The sequence below is a fragment of the Acidocella sp. KAb 2-4 genome (assembly GCF_020567705.1).
GTDB lineage: Bacteria > Pseudomonadota > Alphaproteobacteria > Acetobacterales > Acetobacteraceae > Acidocella.
Window position 1 is genome coordinate 89,108 of record NZ_JAJDJU010000005.1, and the last position, 11,777, is coordinate 100,884.

Below are 11,777 nucleotides of genomic sequence, written 5' to 3' on the forward strand. Positions count from 1 at the left end.
GCCATTTTTTGCAAAAAAGGCGGCCCCAAAAAACTCTTGTTAATTTAGTCAGAGCAGCCCGAGCGCGGCGAGGTCGCGGCGCATGGCCTCGGGCATGGCGTCATCGCCAGCCACGCTGGTCAGGTCCGCCGGGGCGTCCTTCGCCTCCAGGTAGCGCCAGCCCTGAAAGGCGCGTTGGGCGCGGGCTTCCACACGCACCAGCGTCGGCTCCAGCACCAGGGCGGTGCAGGGCGTGCCGTCCGGCTCTTGGTCGTGCCGAATGTCGAGGATCAGCTGGCGGGCCAGCACCGCTCCGCCGATCACCCAATAGATCGAGCCGCCCGCCGTCAGCTCCGCCGCGCGCTTGGGAAAATTGCGCGTAAAATGACGCAAGGGCGGAGAAGCCTCCGCCCTTGCTTTTTGCAGCGCGGCGAGGTGCGCGATGTCGCGCACCCCCACGGCGAGCTTGATCAGATGGAGCAGGGCTTAGTTCTTGCTCTTGTCGACCAGCGCGTTCTTGCCGATCCAGGGCATCATGGCGCGCAGCTTGGCGCCCACTTCCTCGATCGGATGCGCGGCGTTGCGGCGGCGGATGGCCTTGAAGCTGGCCTGATGCACCTTGTTCTCCAGCATCCAGTCGCGGGTGAAGCGGCCGGTCTGGATATCCTCCAGCACCTTCTTCATCTCGGCCTTGGTCTCGGCGGTGATCAGGCGCGGGCCGGTCACGTACTCGCCGTATTCGGCGGTGTTGGAGATCGAGTAGTTCATGTTGGCGATGCCGCCCTCGTAGATCAGGTCCACGATCAGCTTCACCTCATGCAGGCACTCGAAATACGCCATCTCGGGGGCGTAGCCGGCTTCCACCAGCGTCTCGAAGCCCGCCTTGATCAGCTCGACCACGCCACCGCACAGCACGGCCTGCTCGCCGAACAGGTCGGTTTCGCACTCTTCCTTGAAGGTGGTCTCGATGATGCCGGCGCGGCCGCCGCCATTGGCCGAGGCGTAGGAGAGGGCGATATCCAGCGCGTTGCCGGTGGCGTTCTGCGCCACGGCCACCAGCGTCGGCACGCCGCCGCCCTTCAGATACTCACCGCGCACGGTGTGGCCAGGGCCCTTGGGGGCGACCATGAACACGTCGATATCGGCGCGCGGCTCGATCAGGTTGAAGTGGATGTTGAGGCCGTGGGCGAAGGCCAGCGCCGCGCCGGGGCGCAGGTTTTCTTGCAGGTCCTTGTAATACAGGTCGGCCTGCCCTTCATCCGGGGTCAGCACCATCACCACATCGGCCCATTTCGCGGCATCAGCCGGGGTCATCACCTTCAGCCCGGCGCCTTCGGCCTTGGCGATGGCGGTGGAGCCGGGGCGCAGGCCGATGGCCAGCTCCTTCACGCCGGAATCGCGCAGGTTCAGCGCATGGGCGTGGCCCTGGCTGCCATAGCCGATGATGGCAACCCGCTTGGCCTTGATGAGGTTAACGTCGGCATCCCGATCGTAATAAACGCGCATGTGACTATGTCCCTGCTTTTGGTTCGAAGAAATACTGGCGGGTCCCCTATTACGTTTTAGCGCCGCTGTCACCTTGGACAGCGGCGCTCGCCGCGGGGCCGCGCCGGATAGAGAGGCTGGCCCGGCCTTAGCCGATCGTCTTCACCCCGCGGGCGATGGCGGCGACGCCGGTGCGCGAGACCTCGACCAGCCCGAGCGGGCGCATCAGGTCGAGAAACGCGTCCAGCTTGTCGGTGGCGCCGGTCAGCTCGAAGGTGAAGCTCTCGGTGGTGGCGTCGATCACGCGGGCGCGGAAGGCGTCGGCCAGGCGCAGCGCCTCGGCCCGCTTCTCGCCGGTACCCAGCACCTTGATCAGCGCCAGCTCGCGCGCCAGATGCGGGCCTTCGGAGAGGTCCAGCACCTTATAGACCGGCACCAGCCGGTCGAGCTGCGCCTTGATCTGCTCGATCACCAGCTCCGTCCCCTGGGTGACGACGGTGATGCGCGACTTGCTGCCATCGCGCTCCACCGGGGCGACGGTCAGGCTGTCAATGTTATAACCACGCCCCGAGAACAGCCCGATGACGCGGGCCAGAACGCCGGATTCATTTTCGACCAGCACCGAGATGGTGGCGCTGCGCAGGTTTCCGTTTGCCATCAGACCAGCGCCATCCCGGCATCGGTCACGCCCGGCTGCCCTTCGCCCTTGTGTTCGGGGCCGAGCAGCATCTCGTTATGCGCCGCGCCCGAGGGGATCATCGGGAACACGTTTTCCTTCTCGTCCACGCAGATATCCGCAATCACCGGCTTGTCCACCGCAATCATCTCCGCAATCACCCGGTCCAGATCATCAACCTTTTCCGCGCGTAGACCCACCGCGTGGAAACTCTCCGCCAGCTTCACGAAATCGGGCAGCGCGTCGGAGTAGGAGTTGGAATAGCGGCTGCCGTGCAGCAATTCCTGCCACTGGCGCACCATGCCCATGTAATGGTTGTTGAGGATGAAGATCTTCACCGGCAGGCGGTATTGCGCCAGCGTGCCCATCTCCTGGATGTTCATCAGCGTGCTCGCCTCGCCCGCGATGTCGATGACCAGCGCGCCGGGATGCGCCACCTGCACGCCCATGGCGGCGGGCAGGCCGTAGCCCATGGTGCCGAGGCCGCCGGAGGTCATCCAGTGGTTCGGCTTGTCGAATTTGAAATATTGCGCCGCCCACATCTGGTGCTGGCCGACCTCGGTGGTGATGAAGGTCTCGCGCCCGCGCGTCGCCTTGTAGAGCTGCTCGATCGCGTATTGCGGCTTGATGATGCTGCCGGGGTCGCGGCTTTGCGTGTAGCGCAGCGATTGCTTGGCCCGCCAGACATCGATCTGCGCCCACCACTGCACCAGCGCGTCCTTGTCCGTGGGGGTGGAATCGGCCTTCCACGCGCCGATCAGCGCCTTCAGCACGGCCAGCGCGTCACCCACCACCGGCACATCCACCACCACCGATTTGTTGATGTTGGCGGGGTCGATATCGGCGTGGATCTTCTTGGAGTTGGGTGAGAAGGCGCTCAGCCGCCCGGTCACGCGGTCGTCGAAGCGCGCGCCGATGTTCAGCATCACGTCGCAGCCATGCATGGCGAGGTTGGCCTCGTAAGTGCCATGCATGCCCAGCATGCCGAGAAAAAGCGGGTCGGTCGCCGGATAGGTGCCCAGCCCCATCAGCGTGTTGGTACAGGGAAAGCCGGTCAGGCGCACGAATTCGGTGAGCAGGCGGCTCGCCTCGGGGCCGGCGTTGATGATGCCGCCGCCCGCATACACGACCGGGCGCTTGGCGCGCTTGAGCAGCGCCACCGCCTCTTTGATGCGCGCCGGGTCGGGCTCGGTGCATGGGCGGTAGGAGCGATGCGGCTGGCCGTTGGGGTCGTGATACGGCGCCGGGGCGATCAGGATGTCCTTGGGCAGATCCACCACCACCGGGCCGGGGCGGCCCGTGCGGGCGACGAGGAAGGCCTCGTGGATGACGCGCACCAGATCGGTGGATTTCTTCACCAGGTAATTATGCTTGGTGGCCTGCCGGGTGATGCCGGTGGTGTCGGCCTCCTGGAAGGCGTCATTGCCGATCAGATGGGTCGGCACCTGGCCGGTGAGGCAGACGACCGGGATGGAATCCATCAGCGCGTCCACCAGCCCGGTGACGGCATTGGTGGCGCCGGGGCCGGAGGTGACGAGCACGACGCCAACCTTGCCGGTGGAGCGGGCATAGCCCTCGGCCGCATGCACCGCCGCCTGCTCGTGCCGCACCAGGATGTGGCGGATCTCGTTCTGCTGGAAGATGGCGTCATAAATCGGCAGCACCGCGCCGCCGGGATAGCCGAAGATCGTGTCCACGCCCTGCGCCTTCAGCGCCCGGAGAATGGCCTCCGCGCCTGAATTCATCAGTTCGGTCGTTGCGATCGTGCCGTCCATAACTCAATCCTGCCGCTCGGGGGGTGATAAGTCTGCCAGCGATTAGCGGCTGGGGCGGCGGCGGTCAACCGGGGGTGTTTATAAAATTCACAAAACCATCAAGGAAACTTTCCGAAAGTTGCGCGGAATGGCCTATTCTTGAATGAATTATTTGCATGGCAGAACTGCCGACCAATTTCTGATGGCGGAACCAGGTGCCTTGGCGCTTGGTGTATTGGTGCGTGACCAGCACGGCGCGGGCCTTGGCCTCGTCCAGCGAGATCTCGCCGCGCAGATAGGCGCCGAGTTCCGGCACGCCATGCGCGCGCATCAGCGGCAGCGCCGTGTCCAGCCCCAGGGCCAGGAAGCCCCGCACCTCCTCCAGCGCCCCCTCGGCCAGCATCGCCGCGAACCGGGTTTCGATCGCGGCGCGCAAGGCGTCGCGCGGCGGGTCGAGCAGGATCATGCGCAGCCGCCAGCCGGTGAGCGCCGCGGTCGGCCGCGCCTGCCACCAGGCCAGCCCCTTGCCGGTGGAGCGCAGCACCTCATAGGCGCGGGCGATGCGCTGGGAGTCGCCGGGGCGCAGCTTGGCGGCGGTTTCGGGGTCCAGCTTCACGTGGAGCGCCGCGGGGCCGATCTCGTCGATCAGCCGCCGCGCCTCCTCCCGCGCCGCCGGGTCGGGTTCGGGGATGTCGGCGATGCCGTTCACCAGCGCCGAGAAATACATGCCGGTGCCGCCGCACAGGATCGGCAGCGCCGCCCTTTCCATTTCGGCCAGCGCGGCGCCGCGCCACCAGGCGGCGTTGGCGGGCTCAGCGGCTTCGCGCACGCCGTAGAGCCGGTGCGGGGCGGCTGCCTCGTCGGCCGGGCTGGGCCGGGCGGTGATGATGCGCAGCTCGCGGTAGCATTGCATGGCGTCGGCATTGATGATGGTGCCGCCGAGGCGCCGCGCCAAAGCCAGGGCCAGGGCGGATTTGCCGCTCGCCGTCGGCCCGGCCAGGAGCAGCGCGGTGCGTTCGCCTCCGGCGATGCGTTGCCCTGTTTCGATCTCTGTCCTACCAGTCGCGCCCATGTCTCATATCGTCACTTTCGTCGCCAACCGGCAAGCCGGTTCCCTCACCGCCGCCGAGGCCAAGCGCGCCCAGGATCTCGCCCAGGGGTTCGAACTGACCTGGCTGGAGGAGGGCCATGCCGTGGAATTCGCGGCCCCCGCCGCGCCCGACCGCGCCGCCCTGGCCGCCGCGCTGGACCATCGGCAGGTGGATATCTTCGTCACCAAATCCCGCGGCCGGCGCAAGGCCGTGCTGGTGGCGGACATGGACAGCACCATCGTCACCGCCGAAACGCTGGACGAGCTGGCCGCCTTCGCCGGGCTCAAGGAGCAGATCGCCGGGATCACGCAACGGGCGATGAATGGCGAGCTGGATTTCGCCGCCGCTCTGCGCGAGCGCGTGGCGATGCTGAAGGGGTTGAAGCTCTCGGCGCTGGAGGCGACCTGGGCCGAAATCCAGTTCTGCCCTGGCGCGCGGGAGTTGGTGGCGACCATGCGCGCGCATGGCGCGACTGCGGCGCTGGTCTCGGGCGGGTTCACCTTTTTCACCGCGCGCGTCGCCGCCGCGCTGGGGTTCGACATTCACCGCTCCAACGAGCTGCGCGACAATGGCTCCGAGCTGACCGGCGAGGTGGCGGAGCCGATCTTGGACAAAAACGCCAAACTGCACACGCTGGAGGAGCTGGCCGCCAAGCGCGGCGTGAAGCTCGCCGCCACGCTGGCGGTGGGCGATGGCGCCAATGATCTGCCGATGCTCGCCGCCGCCGGGCTGGGCATCGCCTATCACCCCAAGCCGGTGGTGGCGGCGCAGGTGGCCAATTGCGTGCAGCATACGGACTTGACCGCGCTGCTGTTTGCGCAAGGATACCCGGCAAGCGCATTCAAAACGGGGGAGTGAGAGATGAAGACCAGGGCAGCAGTGGCGCGCGCGGCGGGCAAGCCGCTTTCGCTGGAGATCGTCGATATCGAAGGGCCGAAATACGGCGAGGTGATGGTGGAGGTGAAGGCCACCGGCATCTGCCACACCGATGACTACACCCTCTCCGGCATGGACCCGGAAGGGCGCTTTCCCGCCATTCTCGGGCATGAGGGCGCGGGCGTGGTGGTCGAGGTCGGGCCCGGCGTGACCAGCCTGAAGAAGGGCGATCATGTCATTCCGCTCTACACGCCCGAATGCCGCCAGTGCAAAACCTGCCTGTCGCGCAAGAGCAATCTCTGCACCGCCATCCGCGACACCCAGGGCCGCGGCGTGATGCCGGACGGCACCTCGCGCTTCTCCTGCGATGGCGAGCCGGTGATGCATTACATGGGCTGCTCGACCTTCGCCAATTTCACCGTGTTGCCCGAGATCGCCCTGGCCAAGGTGCGCGAGGACGCGCCCTTCGACAGGATTTGCTATATCGGCTGCGGGGTCACCACCGGCATTGGCGCGGTGTTCAACACGGCCAAGGTGCAGCCGGGAGATAACGTGGTGGTGTTCGGCCTGGGCGGCATCGGGCTGAACGTGATCCAGGGCGCGCGCATCGCCGGGGCCGACAAGATCATCGGCGTGGACCTCAACAACGCCCGCAAGCCGATGGCCGAGAAATTCGGCATGACGCATTTCGTCAACCCGAGCGAAATCGGCGAGGATCTGGTGCCCTATCTGGTTAACCTCACCGATGGCGGCGCGGATTATTCCTTCGAGTGCATCGGCAATGTGAAGGTGATGCGCCAGGCGCTGGAATGCTGCCATCGCGGCTGGGGCACCTCGATCATCATCGGCGTGGCCGGGGCGGGGCAGGAGATTTCCACCCGGCCGTTCCAGCTCGTCACCGGGCGCAGCTGGAAAGGCACGGCCTTTGGTGGCGCGCGCGGGCGCACCGATGTGCCGAAGATCGTGGATTGGTACATGAACGGCAAGATCGATATCGACTCGCTGATCACCCATGTGCTGCCCTTCGAGCAGATCAACGAGGGCTTCGAGCTGATGCGCAAGGGCGAAAGCATCCGCTCCGTCGTGGTGTATTAAGCCCGCCGCCGGGGGAGGTTGCGCGAGGTCAAGGCGCCGCCGCCCCGGTTATGCTCTCTGGCCTGGCTCCGCGCGCTGGCGCGGGCAGGCATAGGAGAGCCTCGCATGAGCAAGACACCGTACAATTTGGGCCGCATTTTGGCGGCGAGTTTGGCTATGGCCGCCCTCGCCCCGGCGGCGCTGGCGCAGACGGAGACTGCCGCTCCGGCGGCAACGCAGGCCGGGCCGGGCGGCTATGGCCCAGGTATGATGAATGGCTGGAACGGCGGCGCTGGCCCAGGCCCCGGGATGATGGGCGCATGGGGCGGCGGCTTCGGGCCGGGCATGATGCGCGGCTGGGGCAGCCCTGGATTTGGCCCGGGTGCCGGGCATTGGGGCGGGCCGGGATTTTCGGATGAGGACAGGCTGGCGGCGCTAAAGCAGGAGCTGAAGATCACCAGCGACGAGACGGATGCCTGGACCAGCTATGCCGCCGCCGTCAGCGCGGCGGATAAAGCCTTCGCGAGCGGGGTGGAGCCGCTATGGCGCAATGCCGGGCCGGGGATGACGCAAGATCAGCGTTTCGATGCGATGAGCCAGATGATCGCGCTGCAAAAACAGAGCTATGACCAGAAGAAAGAGGCGGCGGCGGCGCTGCTGCCCAAGCTCACACCCTTCCAGCAGGGCCAGGCCAGCGAAATCCTCCCCGGTTTGGCCGCGGGCCACAGGGGGTGGGGCGCTGGCTGGGGTGGCGGCTTTGGGCCGGGCACGATGATGCCCGGCTGGCAGGATTGACCGCGCCTTATTGGCCGTAGCGCTGCAGCATGGTGCGCAGGGGGTTGGCCCCGGCATTGGCCCCCTGGCCGCCGACCACGATCGCCCGCGCCCCTGGCGCCATGCCGTAATATTGCTGCTCGTAATCCGTGTCGTCCGACAGCACGGAGCCGGAGAGCGAGATGCCGCCATACAGGCCCTCGCTCTTCGAGAAGCTGACGATATCGGCGGTCAGCCCGGTGGACATCGCGCCATTCACTCCGGCGCCGAGCGTGGCGATGGAGAGCCCGGCATCGGCGCCGATCTTGAAGTGCGAGTTGAGCAGCGCGTTCAGCCCGTTATCGGTCATGATGATCATCATCACCTCGGCGCTCTGCACGCCGATCTGCAGCCCCAGGCTGCCGCTGCCCATGGTGTAAAACGCCGGGTAGGACCAGCCGCCATCGGGCGTGCGGGCGGAGAGCACGCAGCCGCCGCCCTCGCCGCCGAGGAAGAAGCCAGCGCGGAAGATGTTGGGGCAGACCACCACCGCCTTGGCTTTCTTCAGGAAATCCTGCGCCTGGGTGCCTTCGGCGCTGCCCATCATGTCCTCCAGCGCCAGGGTGGAGCTGTCCACCAGATGCTGCGGGCTGCCGGCGAAGGCCGGGGCGGCGGTGCCAAGGGCGAGGGCGGCGGCAAGGAGAAGGCGTTTCATGGGCGTGGGCTCCTTCGGGGTTATTGCGGTTGCGTGAGGCCGGGCGGCTCGGCCAGATGCTCATTGATAGAGAGAACGCGCCAGCCGCGCGCGTTAAATTCCAGCCGGGTGAGGGAGATGTTGTCGATTTGCAGGCAGAGCGCCTGGTGCGCGGTGAGCCCCAGCGCATGCGCGCAGGCGGCGCGGATGGCCCCGCCATGCGAGACGATGATGGTGTGCCGGCCGGTAGCGGTGGCGCGCAACGCCTCCAGCCCGGCGCCGACGCGGGTGATGAGATGCGCGAAGCTCTCGCCGCCCGGCGGGGTTTCGGCGGCGTGGATCGGCCAGAACGGATGCCGCTCGCCCTCGGCGCGGTCGTCGAACCCGGCGATTGGCAGGCCCTGCAACTGGCCGAAATTCTGCTCGACGAAGGCGGGGTCCACCAGCATCTCGGTCTCGGGATAGCCAGCGCGGAACAGCGCCTGGGCGGTGAGGCGCGTGCGCGAGAGCGGGGTGCAGACGAAGCGCGCCGGGCGGGGCAGGCGCGCGGCCAGCATGGCATAGCGCCCGGTTTGCGCCTGCATGGTCGCCTCGCAGAGCGGCACGTCGTCGGTGCCGTAGAGGTAGCTCAGCGAGTTGGGGTGCACGAGGGCGTGGCGGATGAGCCAGAACTGATGCATGCTCACTCCCCGATCGCCAGCAGCGCGCCGCGCACCCGCGCGCGGCGGAATTCCAGCGCGAACACGCCGATGGCGAGCGCCGCCCACAGCGCGTTGAGCCCGGTGGCCAGGGCGAATTGCCGCCAATCCGTGGCGTGGGTGAGCAGCGCGGTGCGCAGCCCCTCGAAAATATGCGCCGCCGGCAATGCCTGGGCGAAGGGTTGCAGCCAGACGGGCAGGGCGGAGAGCGGGTAATAAACGCAGGCCAGCGGGGTGATGCCGAAGGCGATTGTCCAGGCCAGCGCCTCGGCCCCGGCGCCGTAGCGGAACAGCAGCGACACGATGCCGAGCGCCACCCACCAGCCCATCACGAGCAGGTTGATGAAGAACAGCAGCATCACCGGGCCAGGCGCGAAAATATCATATCTGTAAAGCAGATAGGCGATGATTGTGGCAGGAAGCAGGCCAAGCGCGGTGCGCATGGCGGAAACCAGCACCAGCGCCCCCAGCAGTTCGCCCGGCCGTAGCGGGCTGACGAATAGATGCCCGAGATTGCGCGACCAGATTTCCTCCAGAAACCCGATGGTCACGCCAAGCTGCCCGCGCAGCATGATCTCCCACAGCAGCACGCCGCCGATCAGCGCCCCCGCCGCCACGGCCCGCGGCGCCCCATGCGCCTGCGCGATATAGGAGGAGGTGAACCCCCAGATCAGCATGTTCAGCGTCGGCCAATAGGCGATCTCGGCCAGGCGCGGCCAGGAGCGCCGGTACATGGCGAGATGGCGGTAGAGCATGCCCCAGATGCGGCGGATCATAGCTCGGCGCTCCGCGCGATGTGCAGGAAGACCTGCTCCATATCCTCGCGCCCGTAGCGGGCGATCAGCTCGGCGGGCGGGCCGCGATCCACGATGCGCCCGGTCTTCAGCATCAGCACATTGTCGCAGAGCCGCTCGACCTCGCCCATATTGTGCGAGGCGAGCAAAATCGCCGCCCCCCGCGCGCGGCGGTAATCCTCCAGCACCCCGCGCACATAATCGCCGGTGTCGGGGTCGAGGCTGGCGGTGGGCTCGTCGAGCAGCAGCAGCTCGGGCTGGTTGATCAGCGATTTCGCCAGCGCCACGCGGGTCTTCTGCCCGGCGGAAAGCTCGCCCGCCGGGCGCTTGAGCAGGGTGGTGAGGTGGAATTGCTCGGCCAGCTCCGCGATGCGCCGCTTGAGGTTGGGCACGTTGTAGAGATGGCCGTAAACCGCGAGATTTTCATACACGCTCAGCCGCGCCGGCAGGGCGATATAAGGCGAGGAGAAATTCATCCGCGCCAGGGCGGCGAAGCGGTCGCGCGCCATGTCGTGCCCGAGCACGGTGATGCGCCCGGCGCTCGGCACCAGCAGCCCGAGCAGCATGGCGATGGTGGTGGTCTTGCCCGCGCCATTGCCGCCGAGCAGGCCGAGGATCTGCCCCGGCGCCAGGGTGAAGGAAATATGATCCACCGCCAGCGTGTGGGGGTAGCGCTTCACCAAGTTTTCCACGCGGATCGCATCCATGGGTTTTGGATAGAAGGTGCGGTTGGGGTATGTCCAGGCGATGGACGATCTCGCCCTCTACATCCACTGGCCGTTTTGCCTCTCGAAATGCCCGTATTGCGATTTCAATTCGCATGTGGCTGAGCGCATCCCGCAGGCGCGGATGCTGGCCGCGCTGCGCGCCGAGCTGGCGTGGGAGGCGGCGCGGCTGGGGAAGCGGCGGGTCACCTCGGTCTTTTTCGGCGGCGGCACGCCGAGCCTGATGGACCCGGACAGCGTGGCGGCGCTGATCGAGGAGGCCGGGCGGCTGTTCGCCCTGGCGCCGGACGCCGAAATCACGCTGGAGGCCAACCCGACGAGCATCGAGGCCGGGCGTTTTACCGCTTACCGCGCGGGCGGGGTGAACCGGGTGTCCATCGGGGTGCAGAGTTTTGAGGAAGCCTCGCTCAGGTTTCTCGGCCGCCAGCATTCGGCGGCGCAGGCGATCAGGGCCATCGAGCTGGGCGCGAAAATCTTCCCGCGCCTGTCCTTCGACCTGATCTATGCCCGCCCCGAACAGACCGAGGCCGCCTGGCGGGCGGAATTGCGCCAGGCGCTCTCCCTGGCCGCCGACCACCTCTCGCTCTACCAGCTCACCATCGAGCAGGGCACGAAATTCGCGACGCTGTATGGGCGGGGTGAATTCAGCCTGCCTGATGAGGACCTCGCCGCCCGGCTCTATGACGCCACCGCCGAGGAGGCGGCGCGCTTCGGCCTGCTTGCCTATGAGATTTCCAACTACGCCAAGCCCGGCGCGGAATCCCGCCATAACCTCGCCTATTGGCGCTATCAGGATTATGCGGGGATCGGCCCGGGCGCGCATGGGCGGCTCAGCCTGGACGGCGCGTTGCGGGCCACCAGCCGCCACCGCGCGCCCGAAGCCTGGATGAACCTTGTCGAGCGCCAGGGCCATGGCACGGTGGAGGAAACCGCCATCGCCCCGCAGGAGCGCGCGCGCGAGGCGCTGCTGATGGGGCTGCGTCTGGCCGAGGGCGTGGCGCTGGCGCGCTTTACCGCCCGCACCGGGCTGGCATTGGCGCAGGCGGTGGAGCCCGGCACCCTCGCCGCCTGCCTTGAAGAGGGCTATCTGACCCTCACCGAAGAGCGGATTGCCGCGACGGAACAGGGAAGGCACTTGCTGGACGCATTGCTGCCCGCTTTGCTCCGATAGTATAGGC

The 11,777-nt window shown here is 67.1% G+C and carries 13 protein-coding genes; 4 read left to right on the top strand and 9 right to left on the bottom strand.

The window, feature by feature from the left end; all coding sequences use genetic code 11:
• Positions 1–48 precede the first annotated feature (48 nt).
• The 5 genes from LI953_RS05475 to miaA all read right to left on the bottom strand — a co-directional run bounded on the left by LI953_RS05475 (position 49) and on the right by miaA (position 4,966).
• Entirely contained in the window at positions 49–462 is a 414-nt protein-coding gene (locus LI953_RS05475) for a DUF1489 family protein (protein ID WP_227075093.1), read from the bottom strand.
• Between the two features lie 3 nt (positions 463–465).
• A complete protein-coding gene (gene ilvC, locus LI953_RS05480; RefSeq protein ID WP_227075028.1) occupies positions 466–1,485 on the bottom strand; it encodes a ketol-acid reductoisomerase in 1,020 nt (339 codons plus the stop codon).
• A gap of 127 nt (positions 1,486–1,612) precedes the next feature.
• Positions 1,613–2,122 carry an acetolactate synthase small subunit gene (ilvN, locus tag LI953_RS05485; protein ID WP_227075029.1) on the bottom strand — a complete coding sequence of 170 codons (510 nt, stop codon included), beginning with the start codon at positions 2,120–2,122 and terminating at the stop codon, positions 1,613–1,615.
• A complete protein-coding gene (locus tag LI953_RS05490) occupies positions 2,122–3,915 on the bottom strand; it encodes an acetolactate synthase 3 large subunit (protein WP_227075030.1) in 1,794 nt (597 codons plus the stop codon). Before LI953_RS05490 ends, ilvN begins: the two co-directional genes overlap by 1 nt.
• A 64-nt stretch (positions 3,916–3,979) precedes the next feature.
• Positions 3,980–4,966: a tRNA (adenosine(37)-N6)-dimethylallyltransferase MiaA gene (gene miaA, locus LI953_RS05495; protein ID WP_227075031.1), complete on the bottom strand. Its 987-nt coding sequence runs from the start codon at positions 4,964–4,966 to the stop codon at positions 3,980–3,982.
• On the opposite strand from miaA, the gene serB reads away from it, so the two are divergent.
• The 3 genes from serB (at position 4,965) to LI953_RS05510 (ending at position 7,730) form a co-directional block, all read left to right on the top strand.
• On the top strand, positions 4,965–5,843 hold the full coding sequence (gene serB, locus LI953_RS05500) for a phosphoserine phosphatase SerB (RefSeq protein WP_227075032.1): 879 nt from the start codon (positions 4,965–4,967) through the stop codon (positions 5,841–5,843). The genes miaA and serB overlap by 2 nt on opposite strands.
• 3 nt (positions 5,844–5,846) lie before the next feature.
• Entirely contained in the window at positions 5,847–6,956 is a 1,110-nt protein-coding gene (locus LI953_RS05505; RefSeq protein ID WP_227075033.1) for an S-(hydroxymethyl)glutathione dehydrogenase/class III alcohol dehydrogenase, read from the top strand.
• A 105-nt stretch (positions 6,957–7,061) separates the two neighbouring features.
• Positions 7,062–7,730: a hypothetical protein gene (locus LI953_RS05510; protein WP_227075034.1), complete on the top strand. Its 669-nt coding sequence runs from the start codon at positions 7,062–7,064 to the stop codon at positions 7,728–7,730.
• Between the two features lie 7 nt (positions 7,731–7,737).
• On the opposite strand, the gene LI953_RS05515 is transcribed toward LI953_RS05510, so the two are convergent.
• Genes LI953_RS05515 through LI953_RS05530 form a run of 4 tightly spaced genes read right to left on the bottom strand, consistent with a single transcriptional unit; the run spans position 7,738 to position 10,581 of the window.
• Positions 7,738–8,403: a lipid-binding SYLF domain-containing protein gene (locus tag LI953_RS05515; RefSeq protein WP_227075035.1), complete on the bottom strand. Its 666-nt coding sequence runs from the start codon at positions 8,401–8,403 to the stop codon at positions 7,738–7,740.
• Positions 8,404–8,423: 20 nt separating this feature from the next.
• Positions 8,424–9,062, bottom strand: coding sequence for a histidine phosphatase family protein (locus LI953_RS05520; protein ID WP_227075036.1), 639 nt, complete (start codon positions 9,060–9,062; stop codon positions 8,424–8,426).
• Positions 9,063–9,064: 2 nt separating this feature from the next.
• Complete coding sequence (locus LI953_RS05525) at positions 9,065–9,856, bottom strand: ABC transporter permease (RefSeq protein WP_227075037.1); 792 nt, start codon at positions 9,854–9,856, stop codon at positions 9,065–9,067.
• Positions 9,853–10,581, bottom strand: a complete 729-nt coding sequence (locus LI953_RS05530; RefSeq protein WP_227075038.1) for an ABC transporter ATP-binding protein — start codon at positions 10,579–10,581, stop codon at positions 9,853–9,855. The genes LI953_RS05525 and LI953_RS05530 overlap by 4 nt, the downstream gene beginning before the upstream one ends.
• A gap of 40 nt (positions 10,582–10,621) precedes the next feature.
• Between LI953_RS05530 and hemW the strand changes: the two genes are divergently transcribed.
• Positions 10,622–11,770, top strand: coding sequence for a radical SAM family heme chaperone HemW (gene hemW / locus LI953_RS05535; protein WP_227075039.1), 1,149 nt, complete (start codon positions 10,622–10,624; stop codon positions 11,768–11,770).
• The last annotated feature ends 7 nt before the right edge of the window (positions 11,771–11,777 follow it).

Coding starts and splice junctions, on each gene's coding strand:
- miaA (WP_227075031.1), bottom strand. CDS start 4,966: ATGGGCGCGACTGGTAGGACAGAGATCGAAACAGGGCAACGCATCGCC.
- LI953_RS05530 (WP_227075038.1), bottom strand. CDS start 10,581: ATGGATGCGATCCGCGTGGAAAACTTGGTGAAGCGCTACCCCCACACG.
- hemW (WP_227075039.1), top strand. CDS start 10,622: ATGGACGATCTCGCCCTCTACATCCACTGGCCGTTTTGCCTCTCGAAA.
- ilvN (WP_227075029.1), bottom strand. CDS start 2,122: ATGGCAAACGGAAACCTGCGCAGCGCCACCATCTCGGTGCTGGTCGAA.
- LI953_RS05525 (WP_227075037.1), bottom strand. CDS start 9,856: ATGATCCGCCGCATCTGGGGCATGCTCTACCGCCATCTCGCCATGTAC.
- serB (WP_227075032.1), top strand. CDS start 4,965: ATGTCTCATATCGTCACTTTCGTCGCCAACCGGCAAGCCGGTTCCCTC.
- LI953_RS05490 (WP_227075030.1), bottom strand. CDS start 3,915: ATGGACGGCACGATCGCAACGACCGAACTGATGAATTCAGGCGCGGAG.
- ilvC (WP_227075028.1), bottom strand. CDS start 1,485: ATGCGCGTTTATTACGATCGGGATGCCGACGTTAACCTCATCAAGGCC.
- LI953_RS05520 (WP_227075036.1), bottom strand. CDS start 9,062: ATGCATCAGTTCTGGCTCATCCGCCACGCCCTCGTGCACCCCAACTCG.
- LI953_RS05505 (WP_227075033.1), top strand. CDS start 5,847: ATGAAGACCAGGGCAGCAGTGGCGCGCGCGGCGGGCAAGCCGCTTTCG.
- LI953_RS05515 (WP_227075035.1), bottom strand. CDS start 8,403: ATGAAACGCCTTCTCCTTGCCGCCGCCCTCGCCCTTGGCACCGCCGCC.
- LI953_RS05510 (WP_227075034.1), top strand. CDS start 7,062: ATGAGCAAGACACCGTACAATTTGGGCCGCATTTTGGCGGCGAGTTTG.